The sequence below is a fragment of the Gardnerella sp. KA00127 genome, from assembly GCF_049244125.1.
GTDB classification, from domain to species: Bacteria; Actinomycetota; Actinomycetes; order Actinomycetales; family Bifidobacteriaceae; genus Bifidobacterium; species Bifidobacterium swidsinskii.
Window position 1 is genome coordinate 1,274,863 of record NZ_CP058377.1, and the last position, 22,799, is coordinate 1,297,661.

The 22,799-nt window shown below is 41.3% G+C and carries 22 protein-coding genes; 9 read left to right on the forward strand and 13 right to left on the reverse strand.

Annotated features, from left to right (window positions below; genetic code table 11):
• Positions 1-119 precede the first annotated feature (119 nt).
• Both HXT48_RS05125 and HXT48_RS05130 read right to left on the reverse strand, forming a co-directional pair.
• Complete coding sequence (locus HXT48_RS05125; RefSeq protein WP_004110383.1) at positions 120-1,748, reverse strand: peptide ABC transporter substrate-binding protein; 1,629 nt, start codon at positions 1,746-1,748, stop codon at positions 120-122.
• 386 nt (positions 1,749-2,134) lie between these two features.
• Positions 2,135-3,103: a tyrosine recombinase XerC gene (locus HXT48_RS05130; RefSeq protein ID WP_116440549.1), complete on the reverse strand. Its 969-nt coding sequence runs from the start codon at positions 3,101-3,103 to the stop codon at positions 2,135-2,137.
• Between the two features lie 85 nt (positions 3,104-3,188).
• On the opposite strand from HXT48_RS05130, the gene HXT48_RS05135 reads away from it, so the two are divergent.
• The gene (locus HXT48_RS05135; RefSeq protein WP_012913969.1) at positions 3,189-3,482 is read left to right on the forward strand and encodes a DUF6725 family protein; all 294 of its coding nucleotides are present in this window, start codon (positions 3,189-3,191) and stop codon (positions 3,480-3,482) included.
• 23 nt (positions 3,483-3,505) lie between these two features.
• Here HXT48_RS05135 and HXT48_RS05140 read toward each other — a convergent pair whose 3' ends face one another.
• The 10 genes from HXT48_RS05140 to asnB form a co-directional block, all read right to left on the reverse strand.
• Positions 3,506-4,591: a prephenate dehydrogenase gene (locus HXT48_RS05140; protein WP_116440548.1), complete on the reverse strand. Its 1,086-nt coding sequence runs from the start codon at positions 4,589-4,591 to the stop codon at positions 3,506-3,508.
• Positions 4,585-5,580, reverse strand: coding sequence for a prephenate dehydratase domain-containing protein (locus HXT48_RS05145; protein WP_116440547.1), 996 nt, complete (start codon positions 5,578-5,580; stop codon positions 4,585-4,587). The genes HXT48_RS05140 and HXT48_RS05145 overlap by 7 nt, the downstream gene beginning before the upstream one ends.
• A 137-nt stretch (positions 5,581-5,717) precedes the next feature.
• On the reverse strand, positions 5,718-6,125 hold the full coding sequence (locus HXT48_RS05150; RefSeq protein ID WP_041160476.1) for a hypothetical protein: 408 nt from the start codon (positions 6,123-6,125) through the stop codon (positions 5,718-5,720).
• Between the two features lie 43 nt (positions 6,126-6,168).
• On the reverse strand, positions 6,169-8,094 hold the full coding sequence (gene typA, locus HXT48_RS05155; RefSeq protein ID WP_064621387.1) for a translational GTPase TypA: 1,926 nt from the start codon (positions 8,092-8,094) through the stop codon (positions 6,169-6,171).
• A gap of 190 nt (positions 8,095-8,284) precedes the next feature.
• Positions 8,285-9,124 carry a ParA family protein gene (locus tag HXT48_RS05160; protein ID WP_004110398.1) on the reverse strand — a complete coding sequence of 280 codons (840 nt, stop codon included), beginning with the start codon at positions 9,122-9,124 and terminating at the stop codon, positions 8,285-8,287.
• A 48-nt stretch (positions 9,125-9,172) separates the two neighbouring features.
• On the reverse strand, positions 9,173-10,132 hold the full coding sequence (xerD, locus tag HXT48_RS05165; RefSeq protein WP_116440631.1) for a site-specific tyrosine recombinase XerD: 960 nt from the start codon (positions 10,130-10,132) through the stop codon (positions 9,173-9,175).
• Between the two features lie 94 nt (positions 10,133-10,226).
• Positions 10,227-10,610 (reverse strand): 50S ribosomal protein L20, encoded by a 384-nt coding sequence (rplT, locus tag HXT48_RS05170; RefSeq protein ID WP_004105106.1) that lies wholly within the window; start codon positions 10,608-10,610, stop codon positions 10,227-10,229.
• 67 nt (positions 10,611-10,677) lie between these two features.
• Positions 10,678-10,872 (reverse strand): 50S ribosomal protein L35, encoded by a 195-nt coding sequence (rpmI, locus tag HXT48_RS05175; RefSeq protein ID WP_004128670.1) that lies wholly within the window; start codon positions 10,870-10,872, stop codon positions 10,678-10,680.
• Positions 10,853-11,590 carry a translation initiation factor IF-3 gene (infC, locus tag HXT48_RS05180; RefSeq protein ID WP_174182727.1) on the reverse strand — a complete coding sequence of 246 codons (738 nt, stop codon included), beginning with the start codon at positions 11,588-11,590 and terminating at the stop codon, positions 10,853-10,855. The genes rpmI and infC overlap by 20 nt, the downstream gene beginning before the upstream one ends.
• A gap of 253 nt (positions 11,591-11,843) precedes the next feature.
• Positions 11,844-13,730 carry an asparagine synthase (glutamine-hydrolyzing) gene (asnB, locus tag HXT48_RS05185; RefSeq protein WP_102703416.1) on the reverse strand — a complete coding sequence of 629 codons (1,887 nt, stop codon included), beginning with the start codon at positions 13,728-13,730 and terminating at the stop codon, positions 11,844-11,846.
• A gap of 299 nt (positions 13,731-14,029) precedes the next feature.
• On the opposite strand from asnB, the gene HXT48_RS05190 reads away from it, so the two are divergent.
• The 4 genes from HXT48_RS05190 (at position 14,030) to HXT48_RS05205 (ending at position 17,144) form a co-directional block, all read left to right on the forward strand.
• Positions 14,030-14,827: a thiamine diphosphokinase gene (locus HXT48_RS05190; RefSeq protein WP_033888660.1), complete on the forward strand. Its 798-nt coding sequence runs from the start codon at positions 14,030-14,032 to the stop codon at positions 14,825-14,827.
• A 370-nt stretch (positions 14,828-15,197) separates the two neighbouring features.
• On the forward strand, positions 15,198-16,253 hold the full coding sequence (gene gap / locus HXT48_RS05195) for a type I glyceraldehyde-3-phosphate dehydrogenase (RefSeq protein ID WP_004573912.1): 1,056 nt from the start codon (positions 15,198-15,200) through the stop codon (positions 16,251-16,253).
• Between the two features lie 178 nt (positions 16,254-16,431).
• Positions 16,432-16,932 carry a Cys-tRNA(Pro) deacylase gene (gene ybaK, locus HXT48_RS05200; RefSeq protein WP_004105119.1) on the forward strand — a complete coding sequence of 167 codons (501 nt, stop codon included), beginning with the start codon at positions 16,432-16,434 and terminating at the stop codon, positions 16,930-16,932.
• 137 nt (positions 16,933-17,069) lie between these two features.
• Positions 17,070-17,144: a 50S ribosomal protein bL37 gene (locus tag HXT48_RS05205; protein ID WP_369803150.1), complete on the forward strand. Its 75-nt coding sequence runs from the start codon at positions 17,070-17,072 to the stop codon at positions 17,142-17,144.
• 68 nt (positions 17,145-17,212) lie between these two features.
• On the opposite strand, the gene HXT48_RS05210 is transcribed toward HXT48_RS05205, so the two are convergent.
• Positions 17,213-17,761: a sigma-70 family RNA polymerase sigma factor gene (locus HXT48_RS05210; RefSeq protein WP_041160560.1), complete on the reverse strand. Its 549-nt coding sequence runs from the start codon at positions 17,759-17,761 to the stop codon at positions 17,213-17,215.
• Positions 17,762-18,039: 278 nt separating this feature from the next.
• Between HXT48_RS05210 and HXT48_RS05215 the strand changes: the two genes are divergently transcribed.
• The 4 genes from HXT48_RS05215 (at position 18,040) to HXT48_RS05230 (ending at position 22,790) form a co-directional block, all read left to right on the forward strand.
• Positions 18,040-18,819, forward strand: coding sequence for an exonuclease domain-containing protein (locus HXT48_RS05215; protein ID WP_012913960.1), 780 nt, complete (start codon positions 18,040-18,042; stop codon positions 18,817-18,819).
• 25 nt (positions 18,820-18,844) lie between these two features.
• On the forward strand, positions 18,845-20,650 hold the full coding sequence (locus HXT48_RS05220; protein ID WP_421793020.1) for a UDP-N-acetylmuramoyl-L-alanyl-D-glutamate--2,6-diaminopimelate ligase: 1,806 nt from the start codon (positions 18,845-18,847) through the stop codon (positions 20,648-20,650).
• Between the two features lie 134 nt (positions 20,651-20,784).
• Complete coding sequence (locus HXT48_RS05225) at positions 20,785-22,026, forward strand: carboxylate--amine ligase (protein WP_081378923.1); 1,242 nt, start codon at positions 20,785-20,787, stop codon at positions 22,024-22,026.
• Positions 22,027-22,061: 35 nt separating this feature from the next.
• Complete coding sequence (locus tag HXT48_RS05230) at positions 22,062-22,790, forward strand: aspartate/glutamate racemase family protein (protein ID WP_076002693.1); 729 nt, start codon at positions 22,062-22,064, stop codon at positions 22,788-22,790.
• The last annotated feature ends 9 nt before the right edge of the window (positions 22,791-22,799 follow it).

A 22,799-nucleotide genomic window follows, 5' to 3' on the forward strand; every position in this document is an offset into this window, starting at 1 on the left:
GCTGGAGCAGCAATTTCGCAATAAGCGATATTAAATTATTAAGAGGAACCAACTAGTGTTACCTACTAACTTTCTAAAAAGTATGTAACACTATGCTGTTTTCTTAATTAGCTACCAGCTTATTTGTGAAGCTGATAGTACAGCGGCATATTCTGCCAATCCATTGTGAAGCCCTTCAAAGTTGGAACCATCACAGCCTTAGCGTTCGAGTAGAACAATGGGACAGATGGAAGATCCTCAAGAAGGATTTCGTTTGCTTGCTGATAGAGCTTAATAGCCTCTTCTGGCTTAGCAGATGCAGCTTTCTTAAGTAAATCGTCGAACTTTGGATTCTTATAATCACCTTCGTTGGAACCATTGCCATCAGCTGCAACGGAAGCAAATTCCTGAGTCAAGTAATTTTCTGCACTTGGATAATCTGGCATCCAACCTGCACGCCATGCACCCTTAATCTGACGCTTAGCGCAAGCATTACGGAATTCCTGGAATGTAGGAATTGGAGTGGTCTCAGCCTTGATTCCAAGATTATTCTTGAGGGAATTCACAACAGCATCAAACACAGACTTTGCATTTCCATCGGCATTGTAGGAGAAAGTAAGAGATCCATCATACTTAGAAATCTTATCTGCCTTAGCCCAAAGTTCCTTAGCTTTCTTTGCATTAAATTCTACGTTCTCATGACCCTTAAGATCAGCCTTATAGCCTGGAGTCAATGGAGAAGTAAATTCGTTCGCAGGAGAAGCAGTGCCATTGAGAATCTTGTTGATAATCACCTTACGGTCTATAGCCATAGAAATAGCTTGACGACGAAGCTTACCTTCTTCAGTCTTTACATCAAAGTGCGGGAGACTTGAAGGAATAGTGAACTGTTGGATTACAGAACCTGGACGGTTGTAAGCCTTAACAGTTGTATCTTTCTGGAAAGTCTTAGTTTGGGTATCTGGAATATTATCAGTCATATCGAGGTTTCCAGCCTGCACATCGCGGTATGCAGCGTTACCATCTGTATAAACCTTGAAAGTTACGCCATCATTCTGAGCCTTACGTGGACCATCGTAATCTGGGTTCTTCACAACTTCAATCTGCTTGTTGTGATCCCAAGACTTGAACAAGTATGGACCAGAAGAAACAGGCTTTTCGCCATAAGCCTTTGGATCCTTGTAGAAGGATTCCGGAAGTGGAGCAAATGCCAAGTAGCCAACCTTAATTGGGAATACAGAATCTGGCTGTTCCAAATCAACGGTAAAAGTATTTTCATCAACAACCTTCAAACCAGAAAGCTGTTCGTCACCCTTAGTACCATCCTTCTGCAAATCAGCATAACCCTTAATGGTTTGGAAGAAGGAAGCACACTTCTGAGCATTCTTAGCGTTAGCGACGAAGCTCCAAGCTTTCACAAAGCTTTCGGCTGTAATAGGAGTGCCATCGCTGAACTTCTTTCCTTTCTTAACCTTCACGGTGTACTGGGTAGCATCAGCATTTGGAGTGATGCTTTCAGCATCCTCATTCACAGGATTACCTTTTTCATCGAAAGTTACCAACGTGGAATTAACCAACATGGCAGGACGAGCGCCAGCATTTTCGTTAATATTTCCAGGGACTAATTCGTTTTGTGGCTCAGAGTTTGAAACGGTAATAATAACCTTGCCACCGTTTGTTTGTGCATTCTTAGCGGAAGAGCCACAGCCACCAAGTAACATTGCCAGCGAGCAGGCAGCAGCAGCGAAAGCCAAAGCCTTATTCTTCATATATTTTTCTCCTAACGTCTGGTAGGCAGGATTGTCATATCACAAAAAAGCCAAACATCAGCTAAAACATAAAAATCCATCCGGTTTTTATTGCCAGATGGATTCTCGCAAGCCAATGACGAGGCCTCTTCGTTGATTAAAATTCAATGATACGTATTTTTACAAACAATGCAATAGTAAAAGAAAATTGAAAAAAATATTGTATATTAGTAATAATTAATTATTTAAGTCTAGATTTAATTATAAATACCGAAAATTTTATTATTTATATAGTAAAATTTATTGTTTTTTATAGATATATGTATATTACAAAAATGTAAATTAACATATTTATTATGTAAAAAACATGTTAAATATGAATAATTGAATGTTTAAAACATTTACTATCATGCACGCGGAAAAGCTTGAGAATACTTACGTTTTAAAGATTCAATAGAAACATGAGTGTAACGCTGAGTAGTATTAAGCGATGAATGACCCAATAATTCCTGCACTTCGCGTAAATCTGCCCCTCCATTCAACATATGCGTAGCAGCACTATGCCGCAAAGCATGAGGAGAAATATCCGGAACATGCGCACTTTTAGCCTCGTCATGCACAATCTGCCTTACCAAACGCTGATCAATACGCTTTCCGCGAGTACCAAGAAATACTGCCTCTTCAACAGAATTTCGCAATAAAATTTCTCGTCCATCTTTAGAAATCCAAGCAGATAAAGCTTTATAAGCAGGAACCCCAAAAGGCACAACACGCTGCTTATTTCCCTTACCAGTAACTTTTATAGTGTGCGAGGAAAAATTAATATCCTGAATATTTAAACTAGTAAGCTCACCAACACGAATACCAGTCGCATATAAAAGCTCCAGAATTGCAGCATTGCGAAGTCCTATAGCTTTCTGATTTTTGGGACACGAAGTTGAAACATTAGCTTTAGAATCAACATTATTCATTAATGATTCTGCTTGATATTCATCCAAAACAGATGGCAGCATATTTTTAATTTTTGGCGTCATTAAAATTTCTGCAGGATTACCGCTTATGTATTCAACATGCTGACACCACGCAAAAAAACCACGCACCGCAACTACTTTGCGAGCCAAACTTGAACGCGCATGACTTCGCGACTCATCAGCCATCCACGAACGCAAATCATCCGTAGTAAGCTCCGAAATATTATTAAATCCGTGCCGATTACACCATGCTAAACATTGCAAAATATCACTGGCATAAGCTTTCTGCGTGCGTTCACCCAAGCCTTTATTAGCACGAACATAATCAATATAATCATCTATTAAACTCATATATTTAGAAGGTAAGCCTAAGAAATTTTCAGAAACAAATTTATTGTTGCTCATACTTAACTCACCCTTCCATAAAAGTTTAAAACAAAACGTTTGCCATATACTTCAGTCACATGCATAATACAACAAGGAGCATGTTATGAACACACAAACACGGAATTTAACTACACTACCACAGCAAATACCTGCAGGCTCGCGCATAGTAGTAAGAACTTACAAAATTATAGAAGACAATAACAATGGAACACAAAAAATCGAGTATCATGATGCAATTGGGCACGTACTCGAGTGGGACGGGGTAATGCTTCATTTACTTCGAGATCCTGCAGCAAACGGCACTAGAGCTGCCGAAGAAATGTTCATTGATGCCAAAACTATTTACCGTTTAAAGCCAATCCCAGAACGCAAATTCCAAAAGCCGCTTAGTCTGTAGAATTGTCTGATAAGGAGCAAGTTTTACACATTTCTCAAGGAAGCATCTGAGCGCAATAGCAGTTGCGAAGATTCGTTGATGTTAAATCCGGAAAGTTCAACAATGGATTCTCCTAAGCGCGCGGATTCTAATAATTCCTGCTGCCAATTGATTTGAGAATCATACTTCCACAATCTGCTATTTGCAGCATCGCTTTGTTGCATACTAGTTTTAGACGAGTTGCGCTGCAAGTATTTATATTCTCTCCAAGATTGAGCTTTAGCAAAAAACTCTTGCTCTAAAGCATCCGCGGTTTCAACATCATTATCTAACATATTTGCAGCAAAAGTTAGCTCAGAAATTACGGAACGCAATAATTTCGCAGTATTATGCCGATTTTCACTTACCATAGCACGAGTGCGTTGAGGATCAGTAAGAGCAACTCGTGTCATATCTCGCCAGGAACCTGCAGATAGTTGTAAAGCAATAGCACGATTAGATTGTTCACATAATACGTTTGCAAGAGCTGTTGCAACAACATGAGGCATATGAGAAATAAGAGCTGCAGAATTATCGTGCGTTGCATCATCCAAAACTATTGCGCGATTCTTGCATAGCGAAACAATCATTTGCAAAATATTTCTAACTCGCCAAAACTCAGTAGAATCATCAACAGTTAAAGCCCACAAAGCACCATTTAAAAGCTCACCACTAGAAGCTTTCCAACCAGTAAATTCACTACCAGCCATCGGATGCGCACCAACGTAGCAATCTTGCAAACCTGCTGCAGCAACCTGATTTCTAACTAAAGTTTTTACGCTACCAACATCGCTAATAGTTGTGCAAGATTTGTCAATATAAGGTGCAACTTCATGCAAAATACTTGGCATAGCGGCTAAAGCATTGCATAAAATCAAAACATTTGGACGAAGTTTAGCTAAATCTTGCACATTGTCTACGCAAGTAATTCCTAAACTTTTAGCTTCGTCATAAGGCTCATTATGACGATTCCATGCATATACGTTGCAATTTGCCAGTTTAGCAAGTCGTTTTGCAAGAGATCCACCAATAAGACCAAGACCTACAATACCAACAGAAAAATTTTGAGAAAATTCAGCATCGTCTACCATAATAATTCTCTTTCTGCACGCATTACGTTCAAATTACGTAAAGCATCAACTGAAGGTTCAACGCACACTCCACCATGAGGTAGCATCCAATCATCCATCACCGGATTCTTGCGTTTATCAGAAGAATACACTGCTAAAACTCGAACCCAATCACCATGTTCAACAACCTCTTGAATCATATCTTTACACATAGAATCCCAAGGAGCAGAATCAACAGTTGCAATAAAACTGTATAAACCGCCTCGCCCTTTAATCGGTCTAGACATAAAGGAAGTCATATTAAGACCATGATCACGCACAACATCAAGCAAATTTGCTAACACGCCAGCACCTGTGCAACGCGGAATAAATGCAATAATTGAGGAAAATGATGAAAAGTTTTCTCGCTGCACATTAACAAAATCTAAAGCCTGATCTCGAGGAGCTAGCACTAAAAACTCAGTTCGCGCGCCAGAAAAATCTTCAACTGCTTCACTCACAATCTGCCTATTGTATAAATCAGCACAAATTTTAGGGCATAAAGCAACTTCTCCAGGAACTAAATCCCTACAAGCAGCAGCATTTGAAGACGCAGTTTTTTCTTTCAATCCACGCTCTTGAGCAAACTTACGACATTGTGCCAACGCATGCGGATGAGCAACAATAGTAGAACAGTTATCGATTGAATCTGACTTGCAAATAACAGCATCAAAACTAATATCGACTCCTACGCGAGCAATACCAACCATATTCTTTGCATCAATTAGTAAATCTAAATTAGGTATTACAACGCCCTCAATATTGTTTTCCCACGCAATAACACCCCAATTGTTATGCTCTTCAATTTCACTAGCAATACTAAGAACATTCTCGCAAGCAATTGGAATAAGTCGCAAATTCTCAAATGATTGTAACTGCTGCTGAACTTTTAAAGCTGCTTGATGAGTAAAAGAACCTTCCGGCCCTAAATAGCATAATTTACGTGAGAACTTACTGTTACTACTATTCATAAGTATTCCTTAAAAACTGTTGCAGTTAAGAATATTGTAATCAAGACTACTGTAAAAAATACTGCTTAATACTTCTTTGTATGCAAAATTCACAGCGAAGTCACGCTTAAATTATTGCAAATTCTTTGCTCATTTCACTATTCAATAACAAACCAACGCTGAGGCATACAAAGCAAGACTAAGTGAGCAACAAGAACGCCGTAAAGCCAAAAATATCCAACATATTGCGAACACCATGGCAACGGTATTGTGAAACCAACAGGTACTAGAATTGCACTGCCAATAAAATCTAATGCGAGAATCCAAGCAAACGCGGAGAAAACTATTGCGTGAATAAGTAATCCACTCCAACCACTACGAGATCTTGCACACCAAGCAGACAAAAACAGCAAAAGCATAGATAATACGAATCCGTAAGGAATGTTATCCATTGCACCGCAGCGATGAGCAAAAGTACCAATCAACGCGCATATTACTGCAGAAACACACGTGGTCGCATACCTGCCCCACGAAGGCAAGCGATGCGACCACGGTTTCGACGACATAATAAAACCTAACGTTCCATTACTAATTGGTATATTGCGATTATCATGCAGCGTTGTTGTTTTGACGACGCTGCTTAGCACGCCACTTATACCATTCGTCACGGCTCAAAATAATCTTGCGCACGCGAATTGCTTCAGGTGTAACTTCCACGCATTCGTCTTCGTTAGCAAAGTCAAGAGACTCTTCCAAGCTCATCTTGATTGGCGGAGTCAAGGTCTCGAGAACATCAGCGGTTGAAGAACGCATGTTAGTCATGTGCTTAGCAAGCGTAATGTTTACATCCAGCTCATCTGGCTTGTTGTTAATACCAACGATTTGTCCTTCGTAAACTGGGCTTTGTGGATCAACGAAGAATACGCCACGAGCTTGCAAACGCTGCATAGCATAAGGAGTTGCAACACCCTTGCGGTCACAAACCATGGAACCATTCTGACGAGTCACAATCTGACCAGCCCATGGAGCATAACCGGCGGAAATAGAGCTTGCAATACCAGTTCCGCGAGTAGCAGAAAGCAAAGCAGTGCGGAAACCGATAAGACCACGCGAAGGAACAGTAAATTGCAAACGAACCCAACCAGAACCGTGGTTGCTCATAGAATCCATGCGACCCTTGCGATCAGCCATAAGCTGAGTGACGGTACCCATGTACTCTTCTGGGACGTCAATCGTAGTGCTTTCCATAGGCTCATTAATTTGACCATCAATAGTCTTGGTAACAACCTGAGGACGACCAACTGTAAGCTCGTAGCCTTCGCGACGCATCTGCTCAGCTAGCACAGCCAAAGCAAGCTCGCCACGACCTTGAACTTCCCAAGCATCTGGACGCTCAGTTGGAATAACCTTAATAGAAACGTTACCAATAAGCTCGCGATCCAAACGATCCTTAATCATACGAGCAGTAAGCTTATGATCCTTGCCTTCAGTTCCAGCAAGAGGAGAATCGTTTACTCCGAAAGTCATAGAAATTGCAGGATCGTCGACATGAATTAATGGAAGCGGCTTTGGATCGTTTTGGTCAACGATAGTTTCGCCAATCATAATGTCGTTTACGCCAGCAACAGCAACAATGTCGCCAGGACCTGCAGAAGCTACAGGAGTGCGCTCCAAACCTTGAGTGCGAAGAAGCTCAGAAACACGGAAGTTTTCAATGGAACCGTCGACGCGAGAAAGACCGTAAGTCTTGCCCTTTTCCAAAGTTCCGTTGTAAATTCGCACTAAACCGAGACGACCCAAGAAGTCAGAGGAATCAATGTTTGCAACATGAGCTTGAAGAGGAGCACCTTCTTCGTATTCAGGAGCTGGAATGTTCGAAATAATAGAATCAAACAATGGCTCCAAATTATCGTTATCTGGCAAACCACCATTTTCAGGCTGATTAACAGAAGCATAACCAGCTTTAGCAGCGCAATAAATTACTGGCAAATCAAGCAAAGCGTCGAGATCGAGGTCAATACCTTCCTCGACAACATCCTGAGCCAAGCCAAGAAGCAAATCTGTAGATTCGCCAACAACTTCTTCAATACGAGCATCTGGACGATCTACCTTATTTACGCACAAAATAACAGGAAGCTTAGCTTCCAAAGCTTTACGAAGCACAAAGCGAGTCTGTGGAAGAGGACCTTCAGAAGCGTCAACCAACAAAACAACGCCGTCAACCATAGAGATACCACGCTCGACCTCACCACCGAAATCAGCGTGACCTGGAGTATCAATAACGTTAATAGTGATACCTTCTGGATGACCATACTTTTCAGCTAATGGACCTGTGTACTGCACAGCAGTGTTCTTAGCAAGAATAGTAATGCCCTTTTCGCGTTCCAAATCATTGGAATCCATAACGCGATCTGGAACTTCTTCACGCTCAGAAAATACGTGCGACTGCTGAAGCATGGCGTTTACCAGAGTGGTCTTACCGTGGTCTACGTGCGCCACAATTGCCACATTTCGAATATCACCGCGAACAGTCATCACAAACCTCTTCCATTCTTCGCGTTTAAGTAATTATTAACATGCAACCGCTTAAGCTATAAATATCGGCTGAAACAGTAGCTATATACATTATTGACAAGCACCCAAATAGGTAAACTGCCAAACCGCACCGATTTTACTAGTGAGCGCAGACAGCTTTTAATCCACACTAACGCAGAACAACAAGAACTTACGCAACAACACCTTTAGCAATAAGCTCACGCGCAACTTCGCGGTACTCTTTTGCAGTCTTGTGTTCAGGAGCAAAAATAGTGATAGGAACTGCAGCAACTGTAGAATCTGGCAGCTTAATAGAACGCGAAATCACAGAGTGCAAAACGCGATCTTGGAAAGCTTCATAAATGCGCTGCAACACTTCCTCACTATGAAGTGTGCGAGTGTACATAGTGACAAGAACTCCAAATACTTTAAGATTTGGATTAATACGAGATTGTACCTTCTCAATTGATTGCATAAGAAGAGCCACGCCTCGAAGAGCAAAAAACTCTGCAGCAAGTGGAATAATCACACCATCAGCTGCCGTTAACGCGTTTACAGTAAGCAAGCCGAGAGAAGGCTGACAATCGACTATAATAACATCGTATTCGTCGCGCACTTTGCGCAATACACCTGCTAATATTTGCTCTCGTCCTACTTCAGTTACTAACTGAACTTCAGCTGCAGATAAATCAATATTTGCAGGAATAATATCAATATTTTCTGTTTCAGTATGACGAATTACGTCGTGAACATCTACAGACGAATCAAATAATGCCGTATAAACTGTATTATCAAGCGCATTTGCGTTAATTCCAAGTCCAACTGTTGCCGCACCTTGCGGATCGAAATCAACAATCAAAACGCGACGACCATACTGACTTAGTGCGCCAGCAATATTAATGGAACTTGTAGTTTTACCAACTCCACCTTTCTGGTTGCACATTGCAATAATGCGAGCAGGACCATGTGAAGTTAACGGCTCTGGTGCATGAAAAGTTTCGTATTCGCGTCCAAGTAAATCAGTAGGCATGTTCCCCACTTTATCAACAGGTATACTCACGAAACTCTGAGCATAAAATTATTTAGCTCGAGGATGACTCATTACGTAAGCTTCAACTAATGCGTCGGGACTAATATGCGTATAAATTTGCGTAGTTGTTACGGAAGCGTGACCAAGAAGCTCTTGAACTGTGCGCACATCAGCACCACCTGCAATAAGATGCGTGGCAAGAGAATGACGCAGCGTATGCGGATGCAATGGTTTGTCAAGTTTTGCACGCTCGCCAGCTTGCGTTACTATTGCCCATGCTGATTGACGAGAAAGTGCATTACCTCTCTTATTTAAGAAAATTGTGTGCAATTCACGTTTGCCCTTTAACGCTAATTCTGGGCGAGATTTCTCCATATAGTTACGAAGAGCACGAACAGCACAACCACCAATCGGAACTAAACGCTGCTTAGAGCCTTTACCTGTAAGTTTTACAACAGATTCGTTTAAATCAATATCTTCGAATTTTACGCCAACTGCTTCCGAAATTCGCGCTCCAGTAGCGTATAAAAACTCGAGAAGAGCAGTATCTCTAATCGAAATAGCATCGGAACTTCCAAAATTCCCTGCAGCTTCAATAACTCTATTTACTTCTTCAATACTTAAAACATCCGGCAAGTAGTCTGCTTGTTTTGGAGCTTTTACTTGCGCTGAAACGTCAGCTTGTATGTCACCATGAGCAAGCATAAAGCGATGCCACTCGTGAATACTTGCAAGTCGACGCGCAACTGTCCTAGTCCCCAACCCTAATTCATTCAAAGTTCGAATGTATGATTCAATATCTAATTGAGAAATAGTAGCAATATCTTTTATTTTTCGTTCGTCGCAAAGCCAGCATGTGTAATCTTGCAAATCTGAAGCGTACGCAGATACTGTTTTTTTAGAAAGACCACGCTCAATATCAATATGCGCAATAAAGCGTTGAATATGAAGTGCAAACTCTTCAGGAATATTATTTTCCCTATTGTCAGAATCAAGATTTGAGCGCATAAAAATAATTATAGCTAATAAGTAAATTTGTTGATTTAAAAGAAAAAGCCCACCTAAATTGGTGGGCTTAAAATAGAACTCTATTAAAGCAAAATCAGGCTTCAACTGGAGCGTTTACATCAGCTGGCAATGCAGCCTTAGCAGCTTCGACAACAGCCTTGAAAGCTTCAATATCGGAAACTGCGAGCTCAGCAAGAGCGCGACGATCCAATTCGATGCCTGCCAAGTGCAAGCCCTGAATGAAGCGATTGTAAGTGATGCCTTCAGCGCGAACTGCTGCGTTAATGCGCTGAATCCACAACTTGCGGAAATCACCCTTGCGAGCCTTGCGGTCGCGGAAGTTATAAGTAAATGAGTGGAGCAGCTGTTCCTTTGCCTTGCGATAAAGACGGGAGCGCTGACCGCGGTAGCCAGAAGCCCTCTCAAGAACAACGCGACGCTTCTTGTGAGCGTTTACTGCGCGCTTTACTCGTGCCATAAGTATTCCTCAGCTTTCTTAAAATTTTCGATTGCGTATTCGTTTACAAGCAATTCTTACTTGTTACTTACTTAACGAGCAAGCCCTTAAGCTTCTTGCTCTGCGCAGTAGCCAATACTTTATCTTCAGAAAGAGCACGACGCTTACGAGCCGACTTGTGCTCCAAGTTGTGGCGCATGGCGCTACCATCGTGCATCACCTTACCGGTACCGGTAAGACGAACGCGCTTGGACGCTGCGGAATTAGTTTTCATCTTCGGCATTGCTGCCCTCCTTGTGATGTTGATCGGATTGCATAGCATTTACTGCAGCTGCAGCTTGTGACTGAACTTCTTGCTTAGCTGCAAGACGAGCAGCCTGACGAGCTTGACGCTCAGCGCGAGATTCAGCGCCACGACGACGCTGCTCAGACTGTGTATGAATTTTCTTGCCTTTTGGAGCAAGAGTCATAATAATATTTCGACCTTCTTGCTTTGGCGCAAACTCTACTGTGCCACTTTCAGAGACCTCATCTGCAAGTCGGCGCAACAATTCAACGCCACCAACCGGACGAGATTGCTCACGGCCACGCAACATAATAGTTACTTTTACCTTGTCTCCGCCGTTCAAGAAACGAAGCACATGACCTTTCTTCACATCGAAATCGTGATCGTCGATCTTAAGGCGGAAACGAATTTCCTTAACCTCTGCGACGGTTTGATTACGACGTGCTTCACGAGCCTTAATCTTTTCGTTGTACTTGTACTTACCGTAGTCAATAAGCTTGGCTACTGGAGGCTTAGCAGTAGGTGCAACTTCGACAAGATCGAGGTTAGCTTCCCTTGCAAGGTTTAACGCGACAGAGGTTGCGATAACTCCCACTTGCTCGCCCTTTGGACCAATAAGGCGCACCTGAGGGACTCGAATTTCCTCGTTAATGCGTGGTTCGTCGCTAATGATGACTCCAATCCTTCTAAATACTTGTAAGATGCAATACACCAAGAAGTCCAAGAGCTTAAGATTCACTACTTCATATCAATAAAACGCTACAAACAGCGCAGCAAGCAGCACAAGAAGCTAACTTGCGTGACCGAAGTCATGAACCCGAAACCACAGCAGGCTTCCAGGTGGGGACATCCCACTTTCTTGATTACTCAAGCCGAATGTCTATTCTACTAGAAGCCTTGACAAAAAAGCAGTCAACACACGAAACGTGTTTTGACTGCCACAAATCAAAGCTAGAACTATGCGATTTCTACGCTAACTGCATTGGCTCAGGCTTCAATCCATCATGATTAAAGTACACATCATACCAAGTCAGGAATGTGTAAACTGTCCAAATCTTACGACGATCGTCATTTTTCTTTGCATAATTATCGTCAATCATACGAAGTAAAGCATCTCTATCGAAGAATTTAGCAGCATCGTCACTTTCAAACGTCTTACGCACAATCTTATAAAAACGTTCCTCACGCAACCAATCCTTAACTGGCACAGGGAAACCAAGCTTTTCTCTGTCATACCAAGCTTTTGGCAAATGACGGGACGCAGCTTGTCGGAAAGCAAACTTCGTATTTTCGTCAGTAATTAAATATTTAGTAGGAACTTTTTCTGCAACATCCATAAGAACGCGATCAAGCAAAGGCACGCGAAGCTCCAAAGAATGTGCCATAGTCATTTTATCTGCCTTAAGCAAAATATCTCCTGGCATCCATTGATGCATATCAAGATATTGCTTTTTCTTCACTTCAGAAAGTCCCTTACCAGCAATTCTATTGTAAATAGCATCAACAATGCTGCGAACGCTAGGACCCTTGCGATACTCAGGCTTCAAAAGTTTTACAGCATCTTCCTCATTGAAGACCTTTGATTGGCCGATAAAATGCTCCTCAGCTGGAGCTAAATTAGCGTACAAGTGCCACGCTCCATGGAAATGCTTACCCTTTGCAGCTCGACCAATCGCGTAACGTAACTTTTTTGGCAACTTTGCAAGCATGCGAGTCACAACTTTAATAAGTTTAGAACGCGTATGAACACCATAATCAATGTATCCTGCAAATAATTCATCTGCTCCCTCACCGCTTAGCACAACGCGTAAATCTTGCGAAGCTAATTTTGCAAGGAAGAATAATGGGACGCAAGAGAAGTTAGAATCAGGTTCGTCCAAATACCACTGAATTTGTGGAAAATAACGGAATGCGTCAGCGGCGTCAATAATTTCAGATTTATTGTTTAAGCCAATAATTTTTGCCAATTCGCTTGCTTGTTTGGATTCATTGTATCTTCCACCAGCAAAACCAATAGAATATGTGTGTTCAGGGCGCGCAACAGCGGCAACATAACTTGAATCAACTCCAGAAGAAAGGAACGAACCAACTTCAACATCCGCAATTTGGTGAGCTTGAACAGAATCACAAACTGTTTTATCGATAGAATCAACTAATTCATTCAAGCGTTGCTTTGTTTCTTTGAAATTAGGATCGTAATATTGCTCAATCTTCATTTCGCCATTCTTATACGTAAAGCAATTACCTTCACGCAGCTTAAAAACGCCTTTGAAGAAAGTTTCGTTAATTGCAGGATATTGGAATGTCATAAACGGCTTAAGCGCATTTTCGTTAAGTTCCTTCTTAAAATCTGGATGGCGCAGTAAAGATTTAATTTCGGATCCGTACATAAAAGTACCGTTCATTTGCGCATAATAAAAAGGCTTAATACCGAAATGGTCGCGAGCGCCAAACAATTCTTGAGTACTCTTGTTCCAAATAACAAATGCAAACATTCCGCGTAAACGATTAAGTAAGCCTTTACCCCACTCTTCGTATCCGTGCACTAATACTTCTGTATCGCAATCAGTGTGGAAAGTGTGACCAGCTTTAATAAGTTCTTCGCGAAGTGGCTTGTAGTTATAAATCTCGCCATTAAAAGTAACTGCAAGATTCCCATCCTCGTTGTACATAGGTTGGGATCCACCGTGAAGATCTATAATGCTAAGTCGACGAAAACCAAGTGCTGCGTGTTCGTCAATCATAGTTCCATACTCGTCAGGACCACGATGCACAATCACATCTGTCATATCTTTTACAATTTGGCTTTTGACGTTAATTGGGGTGTCATTAATGAACCCTGCAATTCCGCACATTTATTTCTCCTCGTAGAATATACAACACAGCATTACGTTAGTCTACTAGCAAATAATTAACGAAAATCCATAATAACTTGGAAAATCTAACTTGCCATGCAATATTACACCAAGCACTTTATGTTAAGCGAGTATTAGTCTAAAAATTCCTGTATTTGCCGGAATAAAAACAATAAAATACGCTAAAACCAAATCCAAAAAATGGCATAAAACATAGTCAAATGTTGGTTGACACTACGCTTATAAACTCTTGTTATAAATGTATGTCATCAGTACAAATGCAGCGTTATTATGTTGCTATGGAACCTTTGCAACGCTGCGTAGTATTAGCAGCAGGAGATTATTACGATCATACGCGTGAGCATGTGCCAGATCGCGCTTTAACAATTGCAGCTGATGGAGGCTGGGATCATGCATGTAAATTAGGTTTGCATGTGGATGCGCTCATCGGCGATTTTGACTCTGTTAGATTAAAGCTCCCTACTGATGCAGTTATTACTAGATTGCCTGCAGAAAAAGATGATCCGGACTTACTTTCTGCGTTGAAAGTCGGTTGGGCTAAAGGCTCTCGAGAATTTCATATTTTCGGAGGATTAGGTGGTCGAGTTGACCATACTATTTCTAATATTCAACTTATGGTTCGTTTAGCGCGTCGCGGTGGAATTGGATTCTTGTACGGCGACGGTCAAATTGTTACAGCAATACATGATGGATCTCTTGATTTTCCAGCATCATCTGGAAATGATTTGCGCATAGTTTCCGTTTTTTCTCATACTCCAGTTTCTAATGATGTAAATGAAGTTGGATTAAAGTATCAGCTTAAACACGCAACCATGCATGGAGATGCAGTACAAGGTTTAAGTAACGAATTATTAAATGATACGCCGGCTCATATTGACGTTCATGAAGGAACACTTATTGTAACCTTCCCTATTAACGCTCCATTGCCACAGGTGAGCTGGTTTAAAAGACCAATTGGAGATTTAGGCGAAGTTGATGCTTCTATATCGGAAGCATTAGCAGTTCCTCTTGAAAGCGAGACTACTCCAACATATTCGACTACTGCAGCTGCTGAAGCAATGACGTATAACGAATAGCGCAAACTTTAGTTTGCACAAATGGCTGACGAGGATCTTTTACTTGAAAACTCGTCAGCATTTTTCTTTTTAAAATTACATGCGTTGTTCAATTGAACAATATTGATTCGTAAAATGTTATGCAAAAACGCAACTAGAAACTATCAAAAAATTCACAAAAACACTCATAAAACACAGCATGTTAACGCTCACTGTTCTCACAGTGCATGATTGCAATAAAAGTGAGCTATATTACAACTCTTCGTACATACCGCACACTAAAATGAACACCGTTAATTCAAATAACGATGACCTAAATGCGTGAGTTTTCATCGCGAAAATAGCGCGGCTTAAAACGTTGCGCACGAGGTCTCACTCAAGGGAGAACCACATGACAGTCAAGATTGGTATTAATGGTTTCGGTCGCATCGGTCGTCTCGCATTCCGTCGTATTTTTGAGCTTCAAGCTCGCGGCGGTCAAGCAGGTGACATCGAAGTCGCAGCCATCAACGATCTGACCACCCCTTCGATGCTCGCCTACTTGCTCAAGTATGACAGCACCCACGGCACATTCCGCCACGATGACGGCACCCCAGTTGAGGTAACCTCCACCGAAGACGCAATCGTTGTAGATGGCAAGACTTATAAGGTTTACGCCGAAAAAGACGCAAATAACATTCCATGGGTTAAGAACGATGGCGTTGAATTCGTTCTCGAATGCACCGGTTTCTACACTTCTGCAGAAAAGTCCCAGGCTCACTTGAACGCAGGCGCTAAGAAGGTTCTTATTTCTGCTCCTGCTAAGGACGAAACCACTCCAACAGTTGTGTTCGGTGTTAACCACGAAATCTTGAAGGCTTCTGATAACATTGTTTCCGCTGGTTCTTGCACCACCAACTCCATGGCCGCAATGGTGAAGTTGCTTCAAGATAACTGGGGAATCAAGTCCGGCTTCATGACCACAATTCACGCCTACACCGGCACTCAGATGATTCTCGACGGCCCACGCGGCTCCAAGCCACGCAACAACCGTTCCGCAGCTTGCAACACCATTGAGCACTCCACCGGCGCTGCTAAGGCAATCGGCAAGGTTGTGCCAGAAGTTAACGGCAAGCTCCAGGGTCACGCACAGCGCATTCAAGTTCCAGACGGCTCTGTTACCGAGTTAACTACTGTTCTTGAGAAGCCAGCAACCACTGAAGAAATTAACGACGCTTTCAAGAAGGCTTTCGAAAACTGCGAGTACTTCGGTTACAATGCAGACAGTATCGTGTCTTCTGACATCATCGGCGACACCCACGGTGGCGTTTTCGATCCAACTCAGACCGATGTGAACACTGTTGACGGTGTAACTTTGGCTCGTACCGTTACCTTCTACGACAACGAGTACGGCTTCACTTCCAACATGATTCGCACCCTTCTTTACTTCGCTGAAATCTCCGAGTGATTTCGCTAAGCATCGATTAGCAATAGTTGCTTGTGCGAATATTTAATATATCAAAAACCCCTTGTGCTGCTTTCTAAGCTACACAAGGGGTTTATATGTTTAATATACATTAAGTCAACAGTCGGTATAGCATATCATGTAACACAATTTGATGGCTGAGTATAAGGCACGGTAACAAATGAGTAAAAAACATGCAGAAACCGGAAAAGCAACTCCTGCTATTGCGCAACTCGAAAACGCAGGCATCACCTTCCGCATAGCGCAATACGAGCATGACGCTGATCACATGGACGACGGCTACGGAATTGAGGCTGCTGAGAAGCTAGGCGTAAGCGCAGCTCAAGTTTGCAAAACTCTCATGGTTGACACTGGTGAAAAGCGAGTAGTTGGAATTGTTCCAGTAAACGGACGTCTCAATATGAAAGCAATTGCAGGAGCCGTACACGCAAAGAAAGCAAGTATGACAAGCCCAGAAGTCGCGCAACGAGAAAGCGGCTACGTAGTTGGCGGAATTTCACCATTCGGACAAAAAACGCATCATGAAACAGTACTAGATAGTAGCGTAATGCAATTTGATGAGATTCTTGTTTCTGGAGGAAAACGAGGATTGGACGTAGTTCTTAATCCTCAAGATATCGTAACATTATTAAACGCAACTGTAGCTGATATAGCAGCATAAGCAACATAAGCTTCATCACTGCAAATATTGCTACCAACAAGTGATTGCTCGCACGAGATTAGTACGTTTACAAATATAACGTCTTGGCAACGTGCGATAATCCCTAAGGTTGTTCATTAATCGTTAAGGAGTGCATTATGGGTATGCGTGGCCGCAAGCGCAAGGCGCGTCGTAAAAAAGCAGCGAATCATGGCAAAAGACCAAATGCTTAAGCTATAAATTCGCTTATACATACTGTAAAGCCCACGTCAATCGTGGGCTTTTTCGTTTTAACATACTTTTATTCACTAGAATAATCAGAAAGTTCACGTTTAAGTTGCATGCGAGCGCGGTTAAGTCTACTCATAACAGTTCCTATTTTTACGCCTTCTTCTTGCGCAATTTGTTTATAAGATTTACCTCGAATAGCAACTTCAATAAAAACTTTTCTACGCTCAGGTGGCAACTTACTAAGCGCCGCAATAATCTCTTGTGGAGCAAACCCTTCTAAATATTCTTGTTCAGCAGAAAGCATTCCTTTTGCGCAATGATTAGAAGCCTCATAAATATCCCAATCATTGTAGTCACCAGTTTCATCGTTAGCACGTTTAGGGCTTCGTTTTGCTTTCGCGTACTGATTAAAATACAAATTTCGTTCAATTCTGTTAATCCAGGCAGCAAAATTTGTGTCAGGCTGAAAAGTTTCAAAAGATTTAAGAGCGCGCTCAAAAGTATCTTGCACTAAATCTTGCGCATCCTGCGCATTTTGCGTAAGACGCATAGCTTGGGTGTATAAAGAATCAACGCAAGTAGATACAAGTTGTTCAAATCTTTTGCGTCGACTTTCCATTGCAGAACTTTGCTTAGTATTTACTAAACGATCACTAAATAAGCGAGCATTACAATTTTTTGCACTTTGTTTTTTAGCTCTTACGCTTTTAGAGCACATAACATTTGTCTTCTCGATTTGCTCACTCATATAGTCAATAATACTTTCATTTTGCACATATAGCTACTGATTTATCGTGCTACATAGTGCAACGCAGCGCAAGATGATAACACATCGCAGCACAATAACGCAGCGCGGCATAGTGTGACATTGCGTGACATTGCGGTAGTATTGTGACTATGCCAACTCATATTCAAGAATTGTTAAATGCTTTAGATTTAGCACCTAAGCAAGATGAGAATACATTACTTGCTGAATCATGGTTACTTGGTTTCGACACTGAAACTACAGGTGCAAATATTGGTAAAGATGCCATTGTTTCTGCAACTCTAGTATTACGCAATCCTGAACTAGCTCACACTGGAGATGTGGTATCAACTTGGTTAATTAACCCTCATCAGCCTATGAATCCTAAAGCAAGCGAAGTAAATGGTTTCACAGATGAATACCTCAAAGAACACGGCGGAGAGCCTGAAGAAGAACTTGAATTCCTTGCACGTGCAGTAAGCATGGCTCAAGCTAAGAATATTCCACTACTTGCTTATAACGCTCCATTTGATATTGCAATGTTACGTCACGACTTGAAGCATTGGCATCTTACTGCGCTAGAAGAACGCGCAACTTGTCCAATACATGCACTAAACGCTAATGACATTCTTACTGTTGACCCTCTTGTTATCGATAGGGCTGTTTCTAGAAGATCCGGCAAGCGTACTCTCACTATTACATCTCAGTTTTACGGGGTTGAACCAATCGGAGATTTCCACGATGCTACAGCAGACACAGTTGCAGCTCTTGATTTGATTGCTCCAATGAGCAAACTATATGAGTCAGTAAGTTGCATGAGGCTGAATACTATGATGGATTGGCAGCGCGAAGCTTATATTAATTGGCGAGATAGCTTCAATCAATGGCTGCAATCTCACGGACGTGAGCCTATTACTGGAACATGGCTATAAAACATTTGGTGAAAAGAAGTAAATTATGATCATGCATAACACGTTGTCACTAGCAAACGCAAGTGAAATTTTGCAACACTATGGATTGTTACGCGAAATGATTCAATATGGTAAAGCAGAAGATACTAATACTGCTAATGGTGCTAATACTAAAGAAAAAACTATAGACTCTACTCATTCTCGCAATGAAATATGGTCTTTAAATCCGTATTATTTCCCAAATATTGATGCAGATGAGTACTTTACTAACGCAACTTACGATACTCGCGATATTAAATCTGGAACACTTCTGTTTATTAAAGGCAATTTTAAGTCGGAATATCTTTTAGATGCAGACAACAAAGGACTTGCTGCATATGTTGCTGAACAAAGCTACGCACAATACACAAAAGCTGTTGGTTTAATTGTTACGGATGCTAAAAAAGCAATGAGCGTGCTTGCAGCAGCATTCTTTGGAAATCCACAAGAAAAACTCACTATTGTTGGAATTACTGGAACTAAAGGCAAAACAACTACAGCCTACTTTACTCACGCTATTCTAAACTCCCATTCGCACGGTAAAGCAGCACTGTTTTCCTCAGTAGATAATTGCGTAGACGGAAAAAATTACGTTGAATCTAATTTAACTACCCCTGAAAGTTTTGATGCTTTCAAAATGATGCGCGAAGCTGTAGATAACGACATGAAGTATCTTGTTATGGAAGTTTCTTCGCAAGCTTATAAGGTGAATCGCGTATACGGTCTTAAATTCGATGTTGCAGCATTCTTAAACATTAGCCCAGACCACATTAGCCCTATTGAGCACCCAACTTTTGAAGATTACTTGTATTGCAAACGACAAATTATTGCAAATACTAAGCGTTTAGTACTAAATTCTGATACAGATCACGCAGATCTTCTTTTACAAGATGCGGAACGCAACAATGTGCTCGTAACAACTTTTGCTCGCATTAAAAAAGATGAAATAGAAGGCGATGCTTGCGAAAATGACAATTTCGATGATCTTGACGACGATCGCATAAATTATTGCGCGCCTGCTAACGATGACGATTACACGGAATTACTTACTCCTGACTACATTGCAATGCCAGTAGAAAATAGTGAATCACATTGCATCGCTATGCGAGACTCAAGCGAAGACGACGACTATGAAGATAACGACTACGAAGAAGACGTGCACTACTGCCCTATTGACGAATTCGCATTGTCTATTGCAGGAGATTTTAACTACGAAAATGCTTTAGCTGCAATCGCTATTGCAGGAGAATTGGGAATTAATCAGGATACTGATTTACACGCACTACACGCTATTGAGAATGTGAAAATTTCTGGACGCATGGAAGTTTTCAAAGACACGCACTCAAACATGATTGCGGTTGTCGACTATGCGCATAACTACATTTCTACAAAATCAGTTCTTGACTTTGTAGAAGAACGCTACGGCAAATTTAATCCTCGAATTACGCTAATAACTGGTTCCACAGGAGATAAAGCTGTCGACCGTCGTAAAGAAATTGTTGAAGCCGCGCAAAACCGCATAGAACAGTTTATTTTCACTACTGAAGATACTGATACTGAAGACGTAATGCATATTTGCGAGGATATGCAAAGTTATGTTACGAACCCAAATGTTTCTTCACGCATTATTATCGACAGAGCTGAAGCAATAGAATGCGCTTACAACGATGCAGCAAGTAGCGAACAAAAAAATGGAAGATTAAACATTCTTCTTGCTATTGGTAAGGGCGATGAACGTTGGATTAAAAACAAACGAAAGCATGTGCCGTATGAGGGTGATTCATTCGTAATAAAGCGTCTTTTTGGTCTGTAATACGCTTATGCGAAAGTATGAAAATATACGAATAAAATAAACGCAATTACTACATAAACTAACTAACAAGCTAGCTAACAAACTAAATAACAAACAAGTTAAATAACAAATTAAAACAAATGAAGAAGATACAAATGAAGAATCAACGATTTCAACCTGTGTTACTCGGTAGCGATATAAACGCATACGGCATGGCTCGAGCATTCCATGAAGAATATGGCATTACTTCAATTGCTTTTGCGCACTTCCAACTTTCACCTACGAAATTTAGCAAAATTGTCGATGTGAGAATTGTTCCAGGCTTTGGAGAACTTCCTACATTCCGCAATACAATGCTTAATTTTGCTAAATCATGGCATCAAGAGCATCCTAATACCAAACTTCTGCTTATTCCTTGCGGCGACGTATATGCGAACCTTCTAAGCCAATGCGGTGATGAATTGCACGAATATTTTGCTTTCCACACATTGCCAAATTCGCTCAATCGCCAGCTTAGCCTTAAAAGCTCATTCTATAAAACTTGTGAAAAATACAATCTTCCTCATCCAAAAACTAAAGTTGTAAACGCTCAAGAAGTAGCAGCGCACGCTTATGAAGATTTGCCATTCAGCTTCCCTATTGCTATGAAACCAGCGAATAGCACTAAATGGCTTGATATTGATTTTGAGGGACGCAAAAAAGCTTTTATTATCAATACTCCGCAAGAACTTGATACTCTTATTCAACGCTCGTACAAAGCTGGCTACGATGACGAAATGATTTTGCAAGACTTTATTCCTGGAGACGACAGCCGCATGCGTGTGCTAAACGCTTACGTTGATAGCAATCATCATGTGCGCATGATGTTTCTAGGACACCCTCTGCTGGAGGATCCAACTCCAGAAGCGATTGGCAATTATGCAGCTATTATTCCAGACTACAATGAAGAAGTTTTCCAAAATATTAAAGCATTTTTGGAAGATATACATTACGTTGGCGTAGCTAATTTTGATATGAAATACGATGAGAGAGACGGAAAATATAAGCTTTTTGAAATCAATTTACGCCAAGGCCGTTCAAGCTATTTCGTCACTTTAAACGGATTTAATATTGCTAAATATTTTGTTGAAGATTTAATTGACCATAAGCCTTTTGACGGAAATACTGTGTTCGGTCGTGGAGAAAAGTTGTGGATGGAGATTCCGCGATCGATATTTTGCAATTATGTAGCAGAAGGCGATGAAAAGAAGCGCGGTCTTAATATGATTCGTCGCGGCGATTGGGGCACTACGCTAGAATATAAAAAAGATATGAATCTGCTACGCTGGTTGATGATTCGTCATATGTTTTCAATTTACACAAGGCGTTACGCAGAATTTTTCCGCAATAAAGCGTGAAAATTATTACGTAACTTTGAAGGGAATATGAGACAATGAAACGTCCGTTTTTTGCTGTACTTGGCGGCATGGGCACACTTGCAACAGAAAGCTATATTCGTTTACTTAATAAAGAAACGCATGCACATAACGATCAAGAGTTTTTAGATTATGTGGTATTCAATGATGCTTCTGTGCCAGATAGAACAGCATATATTGTTGGCGAATCATCCGAAAGCCCATTCCCTACTCTTGCAGACGACATAGCTAAAGCAACTGCGATAGGTGCTTCATTTATTGTGCTCACGTGCAATACTGCGCATTACTTTTACGATAAGTTCCAAGCACTCACCGACGTGCCAATTATACATATGCCGCGTGGTGCTGTAGCTGAAGTTTCTAAACGTTACCCAAAGTCTAAATGTAACCGTATTGGATTCTTAGGTACTGCAGGATCGCGTAAAGCTGGAGTGTATCAGCGCGCTATAGAAGAAGCAGGATACACATTCGTAGCACCCGACGACGATTTGCAAAAACGCATTACATCACTTATTTATGATGATGTAAAAGGCACAGGCAATCTTAATTTACGCCGTTACGAGTCCGTTTTAAGCGACATGCTCGACCCTGCAGGAACGTGCCGTTGCGACGCACTTATTTTGGGTTGCACAGAATTAAGCGTGCTTAATGAAGCTTTCCCTCTTCCGCAAATACCGTTAGTTGACGCTCAAGCAGTACTCGTAAAAAATACTGTAGAAAAAGCTAAATCTTTGCGAATGAAGTAGCAGAAATAG

Excerpts from the sequence above, each read along its gene's own strand:
- HXT48_RS05145 (WP_116440547.1), bottom strand. The coding sequence starts at position 5,580 with ATGAATAGTAGTAACAGTAAGTTCTCACGTAAATTATGCTATTTAGGG.
- HXT48_RS05190 (WP_033888660.1), top strand. The coding sequence starts at position 14,030 with ATGGAACCTTTGCAACGCTGCGTAGTATTAGCAGCAGGAGATTATTAC.
- rpmI (WP_004128670.1), bottom strand. The coding sequence starts at position 10,872 with ATGCCGAAGATGAAAACTAATTCCGCAGCGTCCAAGCGCGTTCGTCTT.
- ybaK (WP_004105119.1), top strand. The coding sequence starts at position 16,432 with ATGAGTAAAAAACATGCAGAAACCGGAAAAGCAACTCCTGCTATTGCG.
- rplT (WP_004105106.1), bottom strand. The coding sequence starts at position 10,610 with ATGGCACGAGTAAAGCGCGCAGTAAACGCTCACAAGAAGCGTCGCGTT.
- HXT48_RS05210 (WP_041160560.1), bottom strand. The coding sequence starts at position 17,761 with ATGGAAAGTCGACGCAAAAGATTTGAACAACTTGTATCTACTTGCGTT.
- HXT48_RS05135 (WP_012913969.1), top strand. The coding sequence starts at position 3,189 with ATGAACACACAAACACGGAATTTAACTACACTACCACAGCAAATACCT.
- HXT48_RS05150 (WP_041160476.1), bottom strand. The coding sequence starts at position 6,125 with ATGTCGTCGAAACCGTGGTCGCATCGCTTGCCTTCGTGGGGCAGGTAT.
- HXT48_RS05125 (WP_004110383.1), bottom strand. The coding sequence starts at position 1,748 with ATGAAGAATAAGGCTTTGGCTTTCGCTGCTGCTGCCTGCTCGCTGGCA.
- HXT48_RS05140 (WP_116440548.1), bottom strand. The coding sequence starts at position 4,591 with ATGGTAGACGATGCTGAATTTTCTCAAAATTTTTCTGTTGGTATTGTA.
- xerD (WP_116440631.1), bottom strand. The coding sequence starts at position 10,132 with ATGCGCTCAAATCTTGATTCTGACAATAGGGAAAATAATATTCCTGAA.
- HXT48_RS05230 (WP_076002693.1), top strand. The coding sequence starts at position 22,062 with ATGAAACGTCCGTTTTTTGCTGTACTTGGCGGCATGGGCACACTTGCA.
- HXT48_RS05225 (WP_081378923.1), top strand. The coding sequence starts at position 20,785 with ATGAAGAATCAACGATTTCAACCTGTGTTACTCGGTAGCGATATAAAC.
- HXT48_RS05130 (WP_116440549.1), bottom strand. The coding sequence starts at position 3,103 with ATGAGCAACAATAAATTTGTTTCTGAAAATTTCTTAGGCTTACCTTCT.
- HXT48_RS05160 (WP_004110398.1), bottom strand. The coding sequence starts at position 9,124 with ATGCCTACTGATTTACTTGGACGCGAATACGAAACTTTTCATGCACCA.
- HXT48_RS05215 (WP_012913960.1), top strand. The coding sequence starts at position 18,040 with ATGCCAACTCATATTCAAGAATTGTTAAATGCTTTAGATTTAGCACCT.
- typA (WP_064621387.1), bottom strand. The coding sequence starts at position 8,094 with ATGACTGTTCGCGGTGATATTCGAAATGTGGCAATTGTGGCGCACGTA.
- HXT48_RS05220 (WP_421793020.1), top strand. The coding sequence starts at position 18,845 with ATGATCATGCATAACACGTTGTCACTAGCAAACGCAAGTGAAATTTTG.
- asnB (WP_102703416.1), bottom strand. The coding sequence starts at position 13,730 with ATGTGCGGAATTGCAGGGTTCATTAATGACACCCCAATTAACGTCAAA.
- gap (WP_004573912.1), top strand. The coding sequence starts at position 15,198 with ATGACAGTCAAGATTGGTATTAATGGTTTCGGTCGCATCGGTCGTCTC.